Source organism: Pseudoalteromonas shioyasakiensis (assembly GCF_022398475.1).
Lineage (GTDB): Bacteria > Pseudomonadota > Gammaproteobacteria > Enterobacterales > Alteromonadaceae > Pseudoalteromonas.
The window spans coordinates 1-20,435 of record NZ_JAKEVM010000078.1; the positions used below are offsets into that span (position 1 = coordinate 1).

Annotated in this window: 20 protein-coding genes; 15 read left to right on the top strand and 5 right to left on the bottom strand. The window is 40.7% G+C overall.

The features are described 5' to 3' along the window. Nucleotides 1-85 precede the first annotated feature (85 nt). Nucleotides 86-1,804: a bifunctional ornithine lipid synthase OlsF gene (olsF, locus tag L1D51_RS13495; RefSeq protein WP_055198365.1), complete on the bottom strand. Its 1,719-nt coding sequence runs from the start codon at nucleotides 1,802-1,804 to the stop codon at nucleotides 86-88. Between the two features lie 123 nt (nucleotides 1,805-1,927). Between olsF and L1D51_RS13500 the strand changes: the two genes are divergently transcribed. Next, nucleotides 1,928-2,848: a 2-hydroxyacid dehydrogenase gene (locus tag L1D51_RS13500; protein WP_239963897.1), complete on the top strand. Its 921-nt coding sequence runs from the start codon at nucleotides 1,928-1,930 to the stop codon at nucleotides 2,846-2,848. A 97-nt stretch (nucleotides 2,849-2,945) separates the two neighbouring features. Next, nucleotides 2,946-3,080, top strand: coding sequence for a hypothetical protein (locus tag L1D51_RS21775; RefSeq protein WP_258535966.1), 135 nt, complete (start codon nucleotides 2,946-2,948; stop codon nucleotides 3,078-3,080). A gap of 62 nt (nucleotides 3,081-3,142) precedes the next feature. Here the strand turns inward: L1D51_RS21775 and smrA are convergent, their stop codons facing one another. From smrA to L1D51_RS13515, 3 genes are all read right to left on the bottom strand, one after another. Beyond that, on the bottom strand, nucleotides 3,143-3,724 hold the full coding sequence (gene smrA, locus L1D51_RS13505; RefSeq protein ID WP_054561916.1) for a DNA endonuclease SmrA: 582 nt from the start codon (nucleotides 3,722-3,724) through the stop codon (nucleotides 3,143-3,145). 148 nt (nucleotides 3,725-3,872) lie between these two features. Continuing rightward, nucleotides 3,873-4,118, bottom strand: a complete 246-nt coding sequence (locus L1D51_RS13510; protein ID WP_054551958.1) for a hypothetical protein — start codon at nucleotides 4,116-4,118, stop codon at nucleotides 3,873-3,875. A gap of 100 nt (nucleotides 4,119-4,218) precedes the next feature. Then, nucleotides 4,219-4,662: a hypothetical protein gene (locus L1D51_RS13515; protein ID WP_054561915.1), complete on the bottom strand. Its 444-nt coding sequence runs from the start codon at nucleotides 4,660-4,662 to the stop codon at nucleotides 4,219-4,221. Nucleotides 4,663-4,813: 151 nt separating this feature from the next. On the opposite strand from L1D51_RS13515, the gene L1D51_RS13520 reads away from it, so the two are divergent. Further along, nucleotides 4,814-5,197, top strand: coding sequence for a response regulator (locus tag L1D51_RS13520; protein WP_054561914.1), 384 nt, complete (start codon nucleotides 4,814-4,816; stop codon nucleotides 5,195-5,197). 261 nt (nucleotides 5,198-5,458) lie between these two features. On the opposite strand, the gene rpsT is transcribed toward L1D51_RS13520, so the two are convergent. Continuing rightward, on the bottom strand, nucleotides 5,459-5,719 hold the full coding sequence (gene rpsT / locus L1D51_RS13525) for a 30S ribosomal protein S20 (RefSeq protein ID WP_054561913.1): 261 nt from the start codon (nucleotides 5,717-5,719) through the stop codon (nucleotides 5,459-5,461). A gap of 243 nt (nucleotides 5,720-5,962) precedes the next feature. On the opposite strand from rpsT, the gene murJ reads away from it, so the two are divergent. The 12 genes from murJ (at nucleotide 5,963) to L1D51_RS13585 (ending at nucleotide 20,282) form a co-directional block, all read left to right on the top strand. After that, on the top strand, nucleotides 5,963-7,543 hold the full coding sequence (gene murJ, locus L1D51_RS13530; RefSeq protein ID WP_268795220.1) for a murein biosynthesis integral membrane protein MurJ: 1,581 nt from the start codon (nucleotides 5,963-5,965) through the stop codon (nucleotides 7,541-7,543). A gap of 73 nt (nucleotides 7,544-7,616) precedes the next feature. Further along, entirely contained in the window at nucleotides 7,617-8,543 is a 927-nt protein-coding gene (gene ribF, locus L1D51_RS13535) for a bifunctional riboflavin kinase/FAD synthetase (protein ID WP_054561912.1), read from the top strand. A gap of 25 nt (nucleotides 8,544-8,568) precedes the next feature. Beyond that, a complete protein-coding gene (gene ileS, locus L1D51_RS13540; protein WP_239963898.1) occupies nucleotides 8,569-11,394 on the top strand; it encodes an isoleucine--tRNA ligase in 2,826 nt (941 codons plus the stop codon). 9 nt (nucleotides 11,395-11,403) lie between these two features. Next, entirely contained in the window at nucleotides 11,404-11,904 is a 501-nt protein-coding gene (gene lspA / locus L1D51_RS13545) for a signal peptidase II (RefSeq protein ID WP_054561910.1), read from the top strand. After that, on the top strand, nucleotides 11,901-12,341 hold the full coding sequence (gene fkpB / locus L1D51_RS13550; protein ID WP_239963899.1) for an FKBP-type peptidyl-prolyl cis-trans isomerase: 441 nt from the start codon (nucleotides 11,901-11,903) through the stop codon (nucleotides 12,339-12,341). Before lspA ends, fkpB begins: the two co-directional genes overlap by 4 nt. Further along, nucleotides 12,341-13,270 (top strand): 4-hydroxy-3-methylbut-2-enyl diphosphate reductase, encoded by a 930-nt coding sequence (gene ispH / locus L1D51_RS13555; protein WP_062564284.1) that lies wholly within the window; start codon nucleotides 12,341-12,343, stop codon nucleotides 13,268-13,270. Before fkpB ends, ispH begins: the two co-directional genes overlap by 1 nt. Nucleotides 13,271-13,308: 38 nt before the next feature. Then, the gene (locus tag L1D51_RS13560) at nucleotides 13,309-14,334 is read left to right on the top strand and encodes a sensor histidine kinase (RefSeq protein ID WP_239963900.1); all 1,026 of its coding nucleotides are present in this window, start codon (nucleotides 13,309-13,311) and stop codon (nucleotides 14,332-14,334) included. Further along, nucleotides 14,331-15,041 (top strand): LytR/AlgR family response regulator transcription factor, encoded by a 711-nt coding sequence (locus L1D51_RS13565; RefSeq protein ID WP_275669182.1) that lies wholly within the window; start codon nucleotides 14,331-14,333, stop codon nucleotides 15,039-15,041. The genes L1D51_RS13560 and L1D51_RS13565 overlap by 4 nt, the downstream gene beginning before the upstream one ends. Before the next feature lie 183 nt (nucleotides 15,042-15,224). Further along, nucleotides 15,225-15,779: a type IV pilus modification protein PilV gene (gene pilV, locus L1D51_RS13570; RefSeq protein WP_239963901.1), complete on the top strand. Its 555-nt coding sequence runs from the start codon at nucleotides 15,225-15,227 to the stop codon at nucleotides 15,777-15,779. Between the two features lies 1 nt (nucleotide 15,780). After that, the gene (locus tag L1D51_RS13575; RefSeq protein ID WP_239963902.1) at nucleotides 15,781-16,770 is read left to right on the top strand and encodes a PilW family protein; all 990 of its coding nucleotides are present in this window, start codon (nucleotides 15,781-15,783) and stop codon (nucleotides 16,768-16,770) included. Continuing rightward, nucleotides 16,758-17,240: a pilus assembly PilX family protein gene (locus tag L1D51_RS13580; protein ID WP_239963903.1), complete on the top strand. Its 483-nt coding sequence runs from the start codon at nucleotides 16,758-16,760 to the stop codon at nucleotides 17,238-17,240. Before L1D51_RS13575 ends, L1D51_RS13580 begins: the two co-directional genes overlap by 13 nt. A 21-nt stretch (nucleotides 17,241-17,261) precedes the next feature. Further along, nucleotides 17,262-20,282 (top strand): PilC/PilY family type IV pilus protein, encoded by a 3,021-nt coding sequence (locus L1D51_RS13585; RefSeq protein WP_239963904.1) that lies wholly within the window; start codon nucleotides 17,262-17,264, stop codon nucleotides 20,280-20,282. Nucleotides 20,283-20,435 lie beyond the last annotated feature (153 nt).

A 20,435-nucleotide genomic window follows, 5' to 3' on the forward strand; every position in this document is an offset into this window, starting at 1 on the left:
ATATTTAGCTGCGCTTAGAAATACCTTTAATTAAAAAGAAAAAAGTCGGCGAGCGTGCCGACTTTTTTTAGCTATTTTATAACGACTATTCGCGTGTCTGTCCTAAGTATCGTTTGGCTTTACTCGCTTTCACTTTATCTAGGTCGACAAGCACTAAACCATCGATGCAGTTATTAAACTCAGGGTCGATGCTAAAACTTAAAAATTGTACGCCACCAGGTTCGCAAAGCTCGGTGTATTGTTTAAATAGGGTTGGGACTTGCGCGCCGATATTGGCAAGTACATGCTTAAGTTCAACAAAGTCTTCTTTAATATCATCCCCAGCAAATAGCTGAGCACATTGTTCTTTTTGTGATTCGGTATGGCGATATTCATTATTGGGGATAGCTAACACTTGTTTAGCACCATAATAATGCTGGTAATAATGAACGAGTAGTGATTTAGCTTGCTCGGGGAGTGCGTTAGATACGCTAACTGCGCCAAACAAATAGCGGTATTGCGGGTAGCGGTTCACAAATGCGCCAATGCCGAACCATAAATAATCTAAGCTCTTTCTGCCCCAGTACTTGGGTTGCACAAAGCTGCGACCAAGCTCAATGCCCTTTTCAAAATAAGGCGCAATATCATCGCTGTAGCTAAATAGGCTATCGGTATATAAACCTTTACGGCCATGTTTTTCTATAATGTCTTGTGCGCAGGCAAGTCGGTATGCGCCGACTAGTTCAAGTTGCTTAGCATCCCACAGCACAAGGTGTTGATAATCCATGTCGTATTTATCTATATCTCGGCGTTTGCCACTGCCTTCACCGACTGCCCGAAACGCAATTTCACGCAGTCGCCCCAGTTCACGGAAAATCGGCGAGCTACCACAGTATTGATATAAGTAAATTTTCATACCATCAGAGGTTTCACCTAATAACTCACATTCTTCAATGGCTTTTTTTAGGTCTTTCGTTGCTTCTGGACTGGCAATAGGGGTTTGCGTTTTTAACGGCAGAGGTTTTTTTGTGATAAGTCGATACAACTGCTTTCTTATCAGCTGAGCTATTTCTTTGTCTTTTAAATTCTCGATTAAATATGACTCAGGCGGGATGGACGCGCCAATTTCAAACTCTAATGATTTTTGTCGTTGTTTAAACATCTCTTTGACTAATAACAAACTGGCTAAGGGTTTGTAGATCATTGAGGTGCCGTAGAATAACGGGCTGTTTTTCGCTTTGATGTAAATAGGCAAAATAGGTGCGTTGGCCTTTTTCGCCATACGTAAAAAGCCAGTATTCCATTTACAGTCTTTAATGCCCGTTGGACTTAAGCGTGACACCTCTCCTGCAGGAAAGATTAATAACGCACCGTCTGATTTTAAATGCTGTTGGATATTAGCAAGCTCTTTCTTTTTGCTTGTACCAGAGAGGTTGTCAACGGGAAGAAGTAATGAATGCATCGGAGTGATTGACATCAGCATGCGGTTTGCAACGACTTTTAAGTCAGGGCGAACACTTGATAAGACTTTTATTAGCGCTAATGCATCAAGAGAACCGATAGGGTGGTTAGCGACAATAACGACATTACCTTCACTAGGAATATGTTCCATCTGCTTTGGCTTGTAGCGCGTGTCAAAGTCTAGCTCATCAAGTACTTGCTCTACAAACTCAAGTCCTTGTAAGTGTGGGTATGCATCACCAAAGGCAACAAACTCTTGCTCGTGTAATAAATAACCCAAACCTTTCTTTACTAAGCCTTTTACTTTTGGTGAATTTTCTAACTGTGGTAAATTTGCTTCTATTACTTTATCAACACTGATCATACAAACCTCAAACATAAACGCATTCAGCGATGAGGTTAGGGTAAGAGTTCGCTGTGACAGTTAGGTTGCAGTTGTGTGACTTTTTAAAGAGCGCTTCGAGTACGAGGCAAAATGGAGAAGACAATGATTTTACTTGTAGCTGTAACAGGCCGAGATTGCAGCCAATTAATTGCCCGATTACAAGCGTTATTACCAGAGGTTGACGTGCAGCTTTGGTCTGAATGCACTGATTACCAAGCCGTTGAGTTTGTACTGGCTTGGAATGCCCCTGCTGACTTATGGCCTAAGCTGGTAAATTTAAAAGCGGTTTCTTCATTTGGGGCTGGCGTTGATAGCATCGACTTAACGAAGATAGCGGCGCACGTCCCCGTTGTTAGAATTGTTGATGATAATCTTGCAAATGATATGGCAGAGTACGTGCTGACCCATGTGTTGGCACACAAGCTGAGACTCAAAGAATATTATTTAAAACAATCAGGCTGTACTTGGAAGCCAAAGCGAGCGTATTCACATCAACATGTGGGTATTTTGGGTTATGGTGAACTAGGTAAAGTCTGTGCTAAGCGGTTACTCGCAAATGGCTTTAGAGTGAGTGCTTGGTCTAATAGTGAAAAACACGATGCTGAAGTAAGTACCTATTACACACAGCAGGGATTAGATGACATGCTTGGTCAAATTGATTATCTCGTGTGCTTGTTGCCACTTAACCAACACACTCAGGGTATCATTAACAAATCACTGCTAAGTAAATTGCAAAATCATGCGGTGCTTATTAATGTTGCCAGAGGCAAGCATGTTGTCGATGAAGATTTGCTTGAAGCACTTGATAGTGAGCAATTACGCGGCGCTACCCTTGATGTGTTTAGCGAAGAGCCTTTACCTAAGTCGCATGCTTACTGGTCTCATGAAAAGGTGACCTTAACACCTCACTGTGCTGCATTGTCAGATTTAGAGACTGTGACTTTGCAAATTGCGGGTAATGTCAAAAGGTTAATTGAAGGTAAAAATCTAATAAATCAGGTTGATAGAACAAAAGGTTATTGACACATTACAAATTAGTTTAATGTACAGCTTGTTAACATCTGTAACTTTGCTATTCTGTTGTTGCTCAATAAAAAAACAACAATAAAAAAGAGGCGTTATGAAATCTAATCAAGGTGGAGCTAAATTTAGTCTAGTCGTAGTGTCAGTAATCGTTCTTGGTGTTTCAGCATGGTTTAATCAAGCGAATGCGTCGGAGCAGCCAGCTCAGGCTATTGAAGTAAGCCAATCATAACCAACCAATCACAGTTAATATGTGCAGCATGTTTTTATGCTGCACTTCAATCACTTATTCTATTAACTTCTTTTTGAATGGATTTCTCTGTTCTCGTGTTTCTTCTCGTCTGATTTTTTAATCATCACATACGTCGCACCGCTACCACCATGATGCTTAAGGGCGCTATGAAAGGCTAAAACCGCTGGAATTTCTTGCAGCCACTTATTGGTATAGCTCTTTAAAATACCCGGCTGTGATTTATTTTTGATACCAATACCATGGCGAATTAGTACGACACGAATATTTCGTTTATGGCAGTCATCAATAAAATTAAAAAGCGTACTGCGCGCTCGTTGAAGAGGCTGGCCATGCAAATCAAGCGTGGCATCGAGTTGATATTTAGCTAAGCGCAGATTTTTATATACTTGGCCTTGTACGCCATCTTTTTTAAATGCCAATATGGCATGAGGATCTAATAGCTCAACGAATTCAGTACGTAAATAGTTTTCATCAATTGCTAAATCACACTCAGCTGCTTTACGTTTTTCTTGTTGCGCTAAAGAAGGGCCCTGTTTCGTAGAATCAAATTGAACAGTGTCATGCTTAAGAGGTTTTACGTCTTCCATTGATGAGAGAAATAAGTCGAAGTCGTTTAATGACATAAGGTACCTCCAAATTATTTATATACGCCGTTTATGGTATCTCAGTTCAATCATTTTGTAAGTAAAAAAAAGCCCAAGCAGAGGACTGCTTGGGCATAAAAGCTGATAGATGGGATAGCCTATTCTATCAATTTATCTTAGGAGAAGATTAACCTTGATTGATATTCAATTGGCCAAATGTGTAGACCTTGAATAAATAAAATGTGTTGATCAACACCAAGCTCATATTTGAGATAACGCTTGATGACATCAGATCTAAACTAAACGATAAAAATAATAAACTACACGCGCTAATCGCTGCAAAACGCAGTAATGTAAGCTGGTTAATAAAAAATGCACCTAGTCCTAGTGCAAGTAACGTTAAGTTTAAAAGCCAATCTAGCTCGTTTAGCATGGTCGTATCTGATCGTGTCTGTGTTGAAAAAGGAGCGCCATTATGGTGATCTTTTACACAGCTTTCAACCAAGTAATTTTAAATTTTCGGATTAGATTTTTTAATCCATTATTAGCTTTTTCATGGCAGCAAAAAAACCACTTTGCTCTGTCACGCGATACTTCTGGCAGGTATCTGGTTTGCGCTTATCCTGGCACAGGTAAATAATGTTGCGGCTTAGGTCTGCACGGGGGCTGAGGGTTGAATCAAATAAGTTTGCACCATAACCAAAAACCCCTGGCCAAAATACACTTTGCGAGACCATACCTAGCTTTTCATAAGTGATTAACACAGGTTTGGGCGTAATTAGCAGAATTAATACAACTGCTGCGAGCGCATACCACCGTGTTTTACTTTTTTTAAGTTCGACTTCAGGAACGCTTTGCTGCGCAGCTTGTGCACGCGCTTGTTGCTGGGGGGCTGGTCTTTGGCGCTTTGCTTGTGTTGGTTTTTTTCGTGCAGGTGTTTTACCAAGCAAAGATTGTTTTTTTATTTTATTAGACATAAAGCTTATCTGGCCTTTTAAACATAGGTCTCTATAATGAGATTATAACGAAGTTTTTGATATAATAGTCAAATTCAAATCACTTATAGCTTAAATGCGTTACACTCTACAGTGCAATGAGTGTTTATCTTCATAGTTTAAGAGGAATAGTATGGATACGCAGCTTTCAATTCTTATTGTGGACGACGTAGGCACAGTTCGCAGTTTTTTAAATCAAACATTAATGCACCTAGGTATCGATAATGTGCGTGAGGCTTCTACGGCCGCGCAGTGTTTAAGCGCATGTAAAGAAAAAGAGTTCAATATTATCTTTTTAGATATTGAATTACCCGATGGTGACGGCAAAGAGATTATCTCGCAAATCAACGAAATTTCGCCTGAAGCAAACGTAGTAATGGTTTCAGCCCATTCAACAGTAGAAAACGTTAAAGAAGCGATTGAGAAGGGCGCTAAAGGGTTTGTAGTAAAACCTTTCACACCTAAGAAGATTGCCGCTATGCTGAAAAAGTTTTATCCAGAGCTCGAAATTGTCTAGTTAACAACTTTAATGAGGCATATAGAACACGTGCCTTTTATACCAACCCGCAATAATACTTAATCATTTTGAGGGATTAAACCTGTCGCTAGCAGCGTTAAAAATTTCTCTTTTAGAACAACTAAATAACGAAATTTTTGCCTTTTTATCAACGAGGTTTTATTGCCTCAAAATAGACTACTTAATTAAGAGGATTGGTATTAAATTACAGATAAAAAAAAACCGGCAAAAGCCGGTTTTTTCATATTCATCAAAAACAAATTATAGCGCTTTGATTTTAGCTGCTAAACGACTCTTATGACGAGCTGCTTTGTTCTTGTGGATTAGACCTTTAGTTGCGTAACGGTCTAGGATAGGTGTTGCAACAGCGAATGCCGCTTGTGCAGCTTCTTTGTCGCCCGCTTCAATAGCAGTAACTACTTTTTTGAAGTAAGTACGCATCATTGAACGACGGCTTGCGTTATGTTGACGATTTTTTTCGCTCGTAATAGCGCGTTTTTTTGCAGACTTGATGTTAGCCAAGGTTTGCTCCTAACAATCTTAAAATAAGCTTAATTTAAAGGCCGTGGAATATGCCTGTTTTTATCATGAATGTCAACGAAATTTTGACATCTCAAGAAAAACTGCTCCTTATAACGAACATCAATTTGCCGCTTTAGCAGTTAATATCGCCATTGTAACAAAGGGTCGGGTTCGAGCCTAGTGCTTTAAAGATATTTTAGGCATAATCGCCCATCTTAGAAGTTTTTTGATAATGGGTTTAAGGTGGCAAAAGGATTATTTCGTTCTGGGATGATTGTTAGTGCAATGACGATGATCTCGCGTATTTTAGGGTTAGTACGAGATGCTGTTGTGGCAAATCTGCTAGGTGCCAGTGCTGCTGCGGATGTGTTTTTATTTGCCAATCGAATTCCTAACTTTTTAAGACGTTTGTTTGCCGAAGGTGCCTTTGCTCAAGCTTTTGTGCCGGTTTTATCTGAGATAAAAGAACAACAAGGCGATGATAAAGTGAGGCTGTTTGTAGCTCAAGCAGCCGGTACCCTAGGTACTATTTTATTAATTGTTACTTTGTTTGGGGTTGTTGCCTCTCCTGTGATAGCGGCCTTATTTGGTACTGGCTGGTTTATCGATTGGTGGCAAGGAGGCGAAAATGCAGAAAAGTTCGTACTGGCTAGTGCACTGTTAAAGCTGACTTTCCCTTATTTATTTTTTGTGAGTCTGGTTGCCTTAAGTGGTGCGGTTATGAACGTATATAATCGTTTTGCTGTGGCTGCATTTACGCCTGTGCTGTTAAATGTATCAATTATCACGTGTGCTGTTTTTCTACACGATAAATTTTCGGTGGGGGCATACGCGCTTGCCATCGGCGTGTTTGTAGGGGGCTTAGTACAGTTATTATTCCAGTTGCCATTTTTGTATCGTGCCCGCATGTTGAGCCGCCCTAAATGGGGCTGGCAAGATGAAAACGTTAAGAAAGTCCGAAAACTCATGCTACCAGCCTTGTTTGGCGTGTCTATCAGTCAAATAAACCTGTTACTCGACACTATGATCGCCTCAATGTTGATGACCGGCTCTATCGCGTGGCTCTACTACTCAGACCGTTTAATTGAGTTTCCTCTTGGTTTATTCGGTATCGGTATCGCGACGGTCATATTGCCTGCATTGTCTAAGTTACATAGCACCAATAGCACAAAAGATTTTCAACTAACCCTCGATTGGGGGGTGAGGTTTGTAATTTTCTTAGGCTTGCCGGCCATGTTTGGCTTAATGGTGATAAGCCCGCTCATTATTACGGTTTTATTTGATCATGGTGCGTTTCAAAACGGTGAAATTGATCATGTAAAAGCGGTAAGTTACGGTGTGATGGCCTACTCAGTGGGACTGGTTAGCTTTATGTTAATCAAGGTGTTAGCTCCAGGTTTTTATTCACGTCAAGATACTAAAACTCCAGTAAAAATAGGCATTAAAACACTGGTGTTAAATATGGTGTTTAACATTATGCTAGCTCCATTTATTGGCTATTTGGGGTTAGCGTTAGCAACCGCGATGTCGGCCAGTTGTAATGCCTATTTGTTGTACCATCAACTACGTAAAGAAGGCGTTTATCAGTTTTCTGCGATGAGCCTTGGCTTCACCTTTAAGTGTTTGTTTTCAAGTTTATTAATGGCTGCTGCAGTGTGGTATGTTGGCCAGCAATTTGCGTGGAAAACATGGTACTTTACTGAACAAGTGCTGCTGTTGAGTGGGTTATTAGTGCTGGCGGTTTTTGTTTACTTTGCTGCCTTATTCATTTTAGGTGTGCGACTAAATACGATAAAAAGTGTTGCAACTACTGAATCAAACTAAAAAAAAGATTATAATCGGCGCTTCAAGCCCGATATCAATCTTTTGGGCTCGCTGATAAAGGCAAAAAGGTGGCATGGAGTTAATTAGAGGTATTCACAATATTCGCGCGCAGCATTATGGCTGTGTGTTGACCATTGGTAATTTTGATGGCGTGCACTTAGGTCATGCAGAAGTGATTAAAGGCTTGCTGCAAGACGCAGAAAAGCATCAACTGCCAAGTACCGTGATGTTATTTGAGCCTCAGCCACAAGAGTTTTTTGCTAAAGATAATGCTCCCGCGCGTTTAACTCGACTACGTGATAAGCTCAGTTTGCTTGCTAAATTAGGCGTGGAGAGAGTGATTTGCATTAGCTTTAATCAGCAATTTGCCAACATGGAAGCAGAACAGTTTGTCAGCCAAGTACTGGTTGAAAAACTAGGCGTTAAGGCATTAACTGTTGGTGATGACTTTTGTTTTGGCAAACGTCGTCGTGGTGATTTTGCATTACTAAAAACCATGGGCACTGAGCTGAACATGGATGTGAAAAGTACTGCAAGTTTTCGCAGACTCAATGATAGAGTTAGTAGTACCCTTATTCGCCATGCGCTTGCTGCAGGGCAATTAGAAGATGCAAAAACCATGTTAGGTCATGGTTATGCGATTTCTGGACGTGTTATTCATGGCTGGGCGAAAGGTCGTGAATTAGGGTTCAGAACTGCCAACATAGCACTAAAACGCCAAGTATGCCCTGTAAATGGGGTATTTGCGGTACGAGCTAAAGTTGGTGATAAAGAATTATATGGGGTTGCAAATATTGGCAACAAACCCACATTTAATGGAACACGCGCATTGTTAGAAGTCCATCTTTTCGACTTTGCGCAAGACATTTACGGACAATTTATGCACGTGGAGCTAATTAAAAAGCTTCGCGATGAGAAAAAATTCGAGACATTAACACAACTGACGGCGCAGATTGCAGATGATGTAACCGCCGCTAAGCAGTGTTTTGGTTTAAATTAGGTAGCCGATACGGAAAGTAGGATTAATGAGCGACTACAAACATACTTTGAATTTACCGGAAACAGCGTTTCCAATGCGCGGCAATTTGGCACAACGTGAACCAAAGATGCTTAAGACATGGTATGAAGACGATCTTTACGGTCAAATTCGCAGCGCTAAAAAAGGTAAAAAAACCTTCATTTTGCATGACGGTCCTCCGTATGCAAACGGTGATATCCATTTAGGCCACTCGGTAAACAAAATTCTTAAAGATATTATTGTTAAGTCAAAAACTTTGTCTGACTTCGACGCACCTTACGTGCCGGGTTGGGACTGTCACGGTTTACCAATTGAATTAATGGTTGAAAAGAAAGTAGGCAAGCCAGGCGTGAAAGTGTCTGCTGCTGAGTTCCGTGAAAAATGTCGCGCATACGCAAAAAAACAAGTCGAAGGTCAAAAAACAGACTTTAAACGTCTTGGTGTATTTGGTGACTGGGACAAGCCTTACTTAACAATGAACTTTGACTTTGAAGCGAATGCAATTCGTGTACTTGGTCGCATCATTAAAAATGGTCACTTACACAAAGGTGCTAAGCCTGTTCACTGGTGTACAGATTGTGGTTCAGCACTTGCTGAAGCGGAAGTTGAATACCAAGATAAACAGTCTCCAGCAATCGATGTGCGTTTTCAGTTTGCTGATCAAGATGCTGTAATCAATGCGTTTGAACTTGCTGAAGGCCATGAAGGTACAGGTGCAGTTAGTACAGTGATCTGGACGACAACACCTTGGACATTACCAGCTAACCGTGCAGTAGCGGTTCACGAAAAGCTTGAATATGCTCTTGTTCAAATTGATGATGAAGGTGCACAGCAACGTCTAATTTTAGGTTCTGAGCTAGTTAAAGATGCTATGGACCGTTATGGCTTCAAACATTACCACGTACTCGGTTATGTAAAAGGTGCTGCACTTGAGAACTTACAAGTTGCTCACCCATTCTATGACTTCACAGTGCCTGTGATTGTTGCTGATCACGTAACGACTGATTCTGGTACTGGTGTTGTTCATACTGCACCTGGTCATGGTCAAGAGGATTTCGCGGCAGGTCTTGCTTATGGTTTAGAAGTAGCTAATCCGGTTGGGGCTAACGGTGTTTACTTACCTGACACACCAATGTTTGCAGGTCAGCACGTATTTAAAGCGAATGCGAGCGTTATTGACGTATTAACTGAAAACAATGCGTTATTGCATCATCATGCACTTACGCACAGCTACCCACATTGCTGGCGTCATAAAACTCCTATTATCTTCCGTGCTACGCCACAGTGGTTCGTAAGTATGGACCAAGCTAACCTTCGTCAAGATTCATTAAGCGAAATCAAAAAGACTGAGTGGTTACCTGAGTGGGGCGAGAGCCGCATTGCAAACATGGTTGAAGGCCGTCCTGATTGGTGTATTTCACGTCAACGTACATGGGGTGTGCCAATTGCATTATTCGTTGATAAAGACACTGGTGTGCTTCATCCGAATACTGAAGAGCTAATTGAAGAAGCTGCGAAATTGGTTGAAAAATCAGGTATTCAAGCTTGGTATGACTTAGATCCAGCAACCTTACTTGGCGATGACGCTGAGCAATACATGAAAGTACAAGATACGCTAGATGTATGGTTTGACTCAGGTGTGACTCACGCATGTGTGGTTGATGCACGTGAAGATTTAACCGGTCCTGCTGATCTTTACTTAGAAGGTTCTGATCAACACCGTGGTTGGTTTATGTCGTCAATGATGACATCGGTTGCTATTAATGGTCATGCGCCATATAAGCAAGTGCTAACACATGGTTTCACGGTTGATGAAAATGGCCGCAAGATGTCTAAATCATTAGGCAACGTAATTTCGCCACAAAACGTGATGAACAAACTAGGTGCTGACATCTTACGTTTATGGGTTGCATCAACTGATTTTACAGCTGAAATGACTGTATCTGATGAAATCTTTAAGCGTTCAGCAGACCGTTATCGTCGTATTCGTAACACGAGCCGTTACTTACTTGCGAACTTAAATGGTTTTGATCCAAAAACTGATCAAGTTGCTATTGAAGACATGGTTGAGCTTGACCGTTGGATTGTGGGCCGTGCAGCTGAACTTCAAGATGAAATCTTAGCGGCTTACGACAAGTATCAAATGCTACTTGTAACGCAAAAGCTAATGAACTTCTGTACTGGTGAGCTTGGTTCGTTCTACCTAGACGTAATCAAAGATCGTCAATACACAGCGAAAAGCGACAGCCATGCGCGTCGTTCATGTCAAACTGCGCTTTACCATATTGCTGAAGCAATGACGCGTTGGATGGCACCGATCTTAAGCTTCACCGCGCAAGAAATCTGGGAAGCATTACCAGGTGAGCGTGACAAATTTGTATTCACTTCAGTGTGGTACGATGGCTTGCAAGCCTCTTCACAAGGTAAATTCAGCAACGAGGATTGGTTAACAATCCTTAACGTGCGTGATGAAGTAAACCGTGTACTAGAAGCAGCTCGTAAAGAAGAAGTTATTGGTGCAACTCTACAAGCAAACGTAAACATTTATGCAGGTGAAGAGCTAAGCGCGAAATTAGCTGCATTAGGTGATGAACTACGCTTTGTACTATTAACGTCAGGCGTAACCGTTGAAACTGTGACAGCACAGCCAGAAGATACGCAAGCTACAGAAATTGATGGCTTATACATTAAAGTTGCTGCAACAACCGCTGAAAAATGTGAGCGTTGTTGGCATTACTGTGATGATGTAGGTGCTGATCCTGCTCACCCTGAGATCTGTGGCCGTTGTGTAAGCAATGTTGATGGCGATGGTGAACAGCGTCAGTTCGCATAGGAGTTGTTTGTGAGCAAACTAGCCGGAAAAAGTGGCTTGGTTTGGTTATGGCTTAGTCTACTACTTTTGGTAGTAGACTATGCGACAAAATCACTTGTCGTTAGTACCATGGCCTACGAAGAGTCGATTGATATTCTGCCGTTTTTTAATTTCACTTATGTACATAATTATGGTGCAGCCTTCAGCTTTTTAAGTGATTCAGGTGGCTGGCAGCGTTGGTTCTTTAGTTTGATTGCAGTGTCGATCAGTGTGCTTTTAGTGTGGTGGCTGAAACGCTTACCAGCGTCTAATAAAGTATTATGTTCTGCTTATGCGTTAGTATTAGCCGGTGCGATTGGCAACTTATACGACCGCATAGCTTATGGCTATGTCATTGACTTCCTGCATGTATATTACGAAAACTGGCACTTTCCTGTTTTTAATATTGCCGATTGTGCAATTTGTATCGGTGCCGCATTACTTTTATTTGATGCCTTCACAGGCGAAAGTCCTAAGGAGCAACAAGCATGAGCCAAGCTGTAATTGGTGAAAACTCTGAAGTGATCTTTCATTTCTCAATTAAGTTAGAAGATGGCTCAGCAGCCGATTCAACTAAGGTACATAATAAACCTGCAAAATTGCGAATGGGTGATGGTAGCCTGACAGAAAACTTTGAAAAGTGTTTACTCGGTTTAGCGGCTGGTGACAGTAAGTCATTTGCATTAGAGCCAGAAGATGCATTTGGTCAGCCAAACCCAGATAACATTTATTATGTTGACCGCAGTAAGTTTGGTGCAGACACTCCAGCTGAAGTAGGTAATATTATTGCCTTTACTCAGCCTGATGGCACTGAGCTTCCGGGTCTTGTTCGTGAAGTCCAAGGTGACTCAGTCACGATTGACTTCAATCACCCTCTTGCAGGGCAGCGATTAACCTTTGAAGTTGATATTTTAGAGGTAACAGGCTAATGGACATTTTATTAGCAAATCCACGTGGCTTTTGCGCAGGTGTAGACCGTGCAATTAGCATTGTGGAGCGTGCACTGGATATCTTTGAAAAGCCAATTTATGTGCGCCATGAAGTCGTTCACAACCGATATGTTGTTGATGGCTTAAAAAATCGCGGTGCTGTGTTTGTTGAAGAGCTAGATCAGGTTCCTGACGACAGCATTGTTATCTTCAGTGCGCATGGTGTATCGCAGGCAGTTCGTAGTGAAGCAAAACGCCGCGACCTTAAAGTGTTCGATGCCACTTGCCCACTGGTAACAAAAGTACATATGGAAGTAACACGCGCAAGTCGTAAAGGCACTGAGTGCGTGTTAATTGGTCACCATGGTCATCCTGAAGTAGAAGGCACAATGGGGCAGTACGACAACGAAGCGGGTGGTATTTACTTAGTAGAAACCCCTGAAGATGTTGCTGGCCTAACGGTTAAAAACCCTGAAAACCTGTTTTACTGTAGCCAAACGACGTTATCTGTAGATGATACGGCAGATGTGATAGATGCACTTCGTACTAAGTTTCCGGCAATTGATGGCCCGCGTAAAGATGACATTTGTTATGCTACGCAAAACCGTCAAGATGCAGTCCGTGACTTGGCAGATAAAGTGGATGTGCTGCTTGTAGTAGGGGCTAAAAATAGCTCTAACTCAAATCGTTTACGTGAACTTGCTGACAAAATGGGCACCACTGCTTATTTAATTGATGATGCGAGTAATGTTGAAGCGGATTGGTTCAACAGTGTCAATGCAGTGGGTGTGACTGCAGGTGCATCTGCACCAGAAGTTTTAGTTCAACAAGTAATTGCTCGTCTAAAAGAATTGGGTGGCAATCAAGTTGTTGAAAATCCTGGTGAAGAAGAGAACATAGTATTTGCCGTTCCTGTTGAGCTACGCTAATCTAAGCAAATAGTAGTCAACAGTTAAAAGAGGAGCCCATGAGCAAACAGCCTAATTCTAACGGCTTGCTGATTGCGGCTCTTTTTCAATCTCGCGGTGTCCTTGCCACACTGATCGTCAGCCAAGTCATCGCTATTTTGCTCGCCTTCTCCCCCATGAGCTTAGGTGATGTTTGGTTACGCCTTGCTATATTTAGTTGCTTTTTACATCTAATCTTTCTTTCAAGCTTGTCGTTACTGTATGTGTGCCGAGCCTTACTTACAAAGCTGTCACATTCAAAGCAGCTATTCATTCTGATATTCACGTTACTGGCATTAACGTATGTTTTTAGCTGGCTGTTTTTGTCAGTGTTTTCAGATGTGTTCCCTATGGAGTCGAGGGCTAGCTTTATTGTCAGCAATTTACTGATCATATTTTTGGTCACAGCGTTATTCAGCCAATTCCTGCTTATTCATAATCAAAAAGAGCAACAAACGAAAGCGTTAGCGCAGGCTGAACTTGATGCATTACAAGCAAGAATACGCCCTCACTTTTTGTTTAATAGTTTAAACACTGCTGCTGAGCTTACCCATTATGATGCTGAGGCGGCTGAACAAGCAATTTTGGCGCTGGCGGCGCTGTCGCAGGCCGCAATGCGCAGCGGTAAAGCCATAAAGCTTGCTGATGAAATCACTTTGTGCCAGCAGTATGTAGCCCTTGAGCGTTGGCGCTATGGCGAACGCCTAGCATTAAGCTGGCAATTACCTGACGAGTTGCCAGACATTGATATTCCGTGTTTAACAATACAGCCGATTATTGAAAATGCGGTATTTTATGGCGTCGAGCCAGCAGAACAAGGCAATATTTCTGTCGAGATGCATCAATCGGATAAAGCTTATACCTTCCTTATAACTAACCCAGTAGCATCACAAGTGAGCCATTCGCGGACAGGTAATGGTATGGCACTGGATAATATTCGCCAACGTTTGGCGCTTTTCTATCAACAAAAAGCGCAACTTACGACGACTATCCGTGAGGGAATTTTTAGAGTGAAGTTGGTTATACCAAAGCAGAGGGGCGCATGATAAAAGTATTGATTGCTGATGATGAGCCTTTAGCAAGGGCACGTATCAAACGTTTATTATCTACTAATGAAGATTGCACTATTGTTGGTGAAGCCAATAATGGTGAGCAAGCAATAGCGCTTTGTAAGCAGCTCCAGCCCGATTTAGTGATGCTTGATATTAATATGCCTAAGCAGTCTGGCCTTGAGGTGGCTGCAGAGCTAAAACAGTTTTCGATCCCGCCTGCAGTCATGTTTTTAACAGCGCATTCAGAACATGCATTAACCGCATTTGAGCTCGCTGTTGATGGCTATTTAGTTAAACCTGTGTCTGAGCAGGCATTAGCTAAAGCAATGGCACAACTGAGTAAACTAAATCGTACTCAAATAAGCCCCCCTGAAAATAATTACATTAGTTATCAACTTGCAGGTGTAATACGACGAGTCAATTTAGATGATGTGGTTTGCTGTATCGCAGAGCAAAAATATACCCGAGTAGTGTTTTTTGAAGGTGAGGCACTTGTTGAGCAAAGTTTAAAGCAACTAGAGCAAACCTATCCGCTGCAGCTACTTAGAATTCACCGAAATACACTTGTGAATAAGCAACATATTGTTAGCCTTAATAGCCCATCTTCAGGTGGGCATACAGTTACAATGAAGCAGTTTGAGGAGCCTTTGGCAGTTAGTCGCCGAGAGCTTAAAAATGTTAAAGCTGTAATGGGTAAATAATAAAAATTCTCAATACAGCAGCTTATCTCCTAAAGTCCCAGCTTCTTTATTATTCGCGACTTGGTTCTGAAGAAAGTTAAAGTGCCGTTTATCGCGCATTATGACCGCTTGTCCATATACAGATTGTTATTTATCTGTGTCGTAATATTCTTATGGTATGTAAAAGTATCATTGAACTTCACCATGATTAAACATTCTGAGCAGAACGGCTTTACGCTTATTGAAGTACTTATTGCCTTTGTTATTTTAAGCTTTGGTTTATTAGGCGCTGTGGCCCTGCAAGCAAAAGCGAAGCAGGCAAGCTTTGATTCTATGCAGCGTGCAGCTGCTGTAGCACTTGGTAATGACATTATCCAGCGTATGCGAGCGAACGACTCACCTGGCTTTGCAGCGTTATATAATGGCACTTTCGATAGTGATACAGCTCTAAATACGAGTTTGAGTTGCTATAACTCAGCATGTAGTGCTCAGCAATTGGCAGAATTAGATAAACAACAGTGGGTGCGTGCAATTCAGGCTCGTGAAAACACCGGCGCTTTAGACGATGCAACTGTGTGCATTAGTAGTACTCCCGTTGCTGCAGGCAATGCCAGCGAATTCAATATTGAGGTTGTGATCAGTTGGCAAGGCCGTCAAGAACTTAGTGCTAATAAAGATACAGCTGCAATTGATTGTGGTTCTAAAGGCGATAAGCGACGTTTGATTGTTCTACAAAGCTATATTTATTTAAGGTCTTGATATGAAAAAGCATAATGGATTTACTCTCGTCGAGATGATGGTTGCTTTATTCATCGGAGGTGTGGTGCTCGGCGGGGTGATGTTTACCTATATAAGCATGAAATCAACAACTCGTGACACGATGACAATTGGTGAGCTACAAGAAACTGGTAGACTGGCTATGAATATCATGCAACGTGATATTGAACAGATTGGTTTTTGGGGCACGTTTTATGAAGACTCATTTTCGGATGCAAATACAAACAGTTTAGGAAATCCCGGTAATGATTGTTCAGAAGGCCTTAATAATGGCAGCTTTCCAGATACAGCTGCAACCAGTAACTTTCGTTCTGTTTATGCAGTGCAAACAACCACTAGCACGGCACTTGGCTGTATTACTAATGTTGAGAAAAATACAGATGTACTGCAAATTAAGTTTTTAGAAGGCTTACAAATTCAACCTGCTGATACTAGTGATAACTATTACTATTTTATTGCTGAGCAAGAGCTTGCTGAGTTTCAGCGCGGCCCAATCGCGGCAGCAGCTGTAAATGGTAATGCTACGATTTGGCGTTATCGACATCATGTTTATTACATAACAAAGCAAACCTACACCATTAATGACCAAAGAGTGTCTGTTCCTTTACTTAGACGTAAACGCTTAACTCCTTCTGGGGGCATGACAACTGAAACGGTTATGGAAGGGGTAGAAAATATGCACTTTGTGTTTGGTCTTGATACTACAAATAACAGTCGTGTTGATACATATAAAAGTATCAGCCAGATGACCAACACTGATTGGGAAAATCGCCGTGGTATTTTGACAGTGCAAGTATTCTTACTTGTGAGATCGCTTTTACCAGATTCAAACCTTAAGTTAAAAAATCAAACTTATACATTGGGTGAAGACGCAAATAGCCGCGTTCTTACATTTGACGATAACTACCGACGCGCACTATTTACGACCACTATCCGCTTGAACAATGTTGGGGCAAACTTATGGCGCATTTAACTTTGATGCATAAGCAACAAGGTGTTGTATTAATCGTTGCTTTGATCATGGTTATTGCGATAACCGGTATTGCTGTGACTTTGATGAGTAGCAGTAGTGTAGATATTAAAATCACAAATGCCGCTCAAGAGAGAGAAGCGGCAGAGAATGAATTAATTGGTGATGTACAAAATCTCATTGCTAATGAAGCAAAAAAATTAGGTAACAGCCGATTTTTCTTTAGTCGAGGGCAAGTTCCTGAAACAGGCCTCGATCTAGGTAATACAAATGACACATCTAATACCATGTTTAACAAAAATGAAGGCCCTATGGCTTTAAGGTGCCCAAGACGTTTTGATGATACTGCAGGCTTAAGATGCAATATGGTTGAGATTAATTCAGTGATTGAATATGGCTCTAAAAGTAAGCATAACCTCACTATTACAACAGGGATTGCTCAAGAAATGCTGAGCTTAAATAGTGGAAATTAATGGAGTAAGGCGAGTATGAGAATGAAGTTAAACAGCCTATTTTTTATTTTTGCATGTGTATTTTGCCAAAATCTTTATGCTGAAGATATAGACCTATATGTAAATTATGAAGTAGCGGAAGATGAAAAATTACGGGTCTTACTTGTTTTTGATACATCGAATAGCATGGCATTCTCTATAGAGACGGGCAAAGTCTGTAGAAGTAAGGGGAAGCTTATACTATGTCCAGAAGGAAGTCGTTTAGAGGTCGCACAGGAGGCGATGATTAAATTAATTAACGACAATAGTGATATTGAGTTTGGTTTAATGCGGCTCATTAAAGGAACTGGTGGGTATATTATTCACGGAATTGGAACAAATCATAATAAGATAAAAAATACTATCCGAAACTGGGATGTAACTGATCTTGAAGGGGGAACACCACTTGTAGAAACTATTACAGAAGCATGGCGATATCTAACGGGCGACGAAATATCCTATGCTAATTTAGTAGATCCCGTTGAACGAGATACTTCTATAGAACAAAGTGGTAAGTATATTTCTCCATTCAAGCAGTACTCAGGTGATCCAATTCGTTGTGATAATAGCGTTAATATCATATTGATGACAGACGGTGAGCCTTATTGGGATGTTGATCAAGATGATTATATTAAACGCCTGTACAAAAGTATTTATGGTACTGAACCTCAAGCAGTTGGTAAGAGTCATTTACCATCAATGGCAACAATTCTTCATGGTAAAAAGAATGAAAATAGGGATATATACCCTGCAACAAGTGTTGTAGATGGCGCAAATGTTTACACGATAGGTTTTGGTAAAGGCTTAGTTAAAAACGCAGGAGATATTTTACAGGCGACTGCTGATAATGGTGGTGGTGATTATATTTTCGCAGAGTCTCCAGAAGAGTTAAGTGAGGCATTTGATTATGTTGTCGACAATATAAGAAAGGTTAACTCAACATTTTCTTCGCCAGCGGTAGCATCAAATAATTCAGATAAATTATCGCACCGTGATGCAGTTTATTATCCTATGTTTTTACCTTCAAACGATGCTCGATGGCGAGGGAACCTTAAAAAGCTAAAAGTATCCAGTGGTGTCGTAGTTGATGCTAACCTTGACTCTGCCCTTGATAATGATGGGGCGATTTTATCAACAGCAAAAACATATTGGCAATCTAATAGCAACCTCATTGCTGATGGTGGTTCCGTTGAAAAAGGAGGCGTAAACGCTTATTTAGCTGAACAATCGAGTATTCCAAATAAAGGCCGGAAAGTGATCACCAACTTATCGGGCGGTCGAATGCTCAATTTTACGGTTTATAGAGTTATTTTCCATTATGTAAATCGATTTAAGGCTGCCGTTGATTTTGAAGCAGACCCAGATGAAGTCTTTGATCTTATTAATTGGTCTCGTGGACTTGATGTTGATGATGAAGATCAGGACGGTTCAACAGACGATTCTCGCCATGATATTTTTGGTGATGTACTGCACTCTAAGCCTGTTACGATAGATTATGGCTACAATGATGTTCGTATTCTTATTGGCACTAATGCGGGCTATTTACATATGTTTAGGGACAGAAACGATGTTTTAAGCGAGAGCTGGGCATTTATGCCTGCGGAACTGTACTCAATTATTAAGCCATTACGCGATAAAAAGATACACACAAAAGTATATGGAGTGGATGGCCCAATAACCGTTTATTTTGATGATAAAAACGAAGACGGCATCGTTAATAATGATGACAGGGTATGGGCATTTTTCGGATTACGTCGAGGTGGTAGTAGCTATTACGGTTTAGATATAACTAACCCTAATTCACCTTCTCTGATGTGGGGTGGTCCGTTAAAAAGTGGTGATGGAAAATTTTTAGAACTAGCACAAACATGGTCTAAACCTCAAATTACATTTATCAATCTTAAAGGCTATGAAGATAGACCGCTATTGGTTTTTGGTGCTGGCTACGACACGAATAAAGATAATTCAATCTCAACAGATTCTAAAGGGCGAGGCTTATACATTGTTGATGCAGAAACTGGAAAACAAGTTTGGGCGTTAACAAACTCAGAAGGTGGCTTTAAAGGGCAGCACAGTATAGCGTCAGACATACATTTACTTGATTCTGATTACGATGGTTACACTGACAGATTGTATGCAAGTGATACTGGTGGTGGGATCTGGCGAGTTGACTTAGCAACAAACAACAAAAAAAATTGGACGCACTTTCAACTTGCAAAATTAGGCAATAATAACCGCCGCTTTTTTTATGAGCCATATGTTTCAAGAACTTTGTTCAGTAAAGTAACAGAAACAACACTTGATGGTGAAACAACTTACTCAAGAATTGATACCCCATTTGATGCAGTACTTATAGGAAGTGGTGATCGTACAGATCCATTGAATTTAAAAGTCGGTGATAAGCTCTATATGATTCGAGATATAAACACAGTAACTCGAAGCTTTGAAGAGAAAGAAATACCAGATTTAATTTGGCAATCAGATTTAATGAATGTAAATAGTGACCCATTTGCCAAAGTTACCGACAGTTTGAAAGACTTTGTTGAACTAGAAGCTGATTTAGCTGAAAAAGATGGTTGGTTTTATAATTTAGGGTGGGGTGAAAAGGCAACTTCGAAGGCTACCGTGTTAGGAGGCGTTGCTTATTTTACTACATATAAACCAGATACTAATTCTTCATCGGATTCACAGTGCTCAATTGCAGAAGGGCAAGGTTATCTTTATGCATTTCATCTTCACTATGGGACCAAAGTGTATAATTGGTTAAGAACCCCAACAGCGGCAGAACTACCAGATACACCAACTATGTATGTTGAAAATGGTGATGTGTATATCTTTCCATTACCAAATAAAGACCCAAATTGTACTGAAAACTGTGAGAAAATTGAGGCTAAAGTAGTTAATGGGCCAACTCCTAGCGTTGATGAAAATGGCAATGTTCAGCTTTATGATGAGGAACCACTTAAATTAGAAGTTCATCAAAGTTATATTTATAAGCAAGAAAGAAATGATAATAGCTTGTGATTAAACTGTTTTTTGCTTAATTTTTATATTTAATTTCTTATTTATTTAAATCGTATTTTCAACCTGGGAATTTGTCTGGGTTGGAAATTTTTTATAATCGCTATTTCATTGCTGGTTATCTAGTATTTATAATCTCCTGCCGTAACTTTGTCC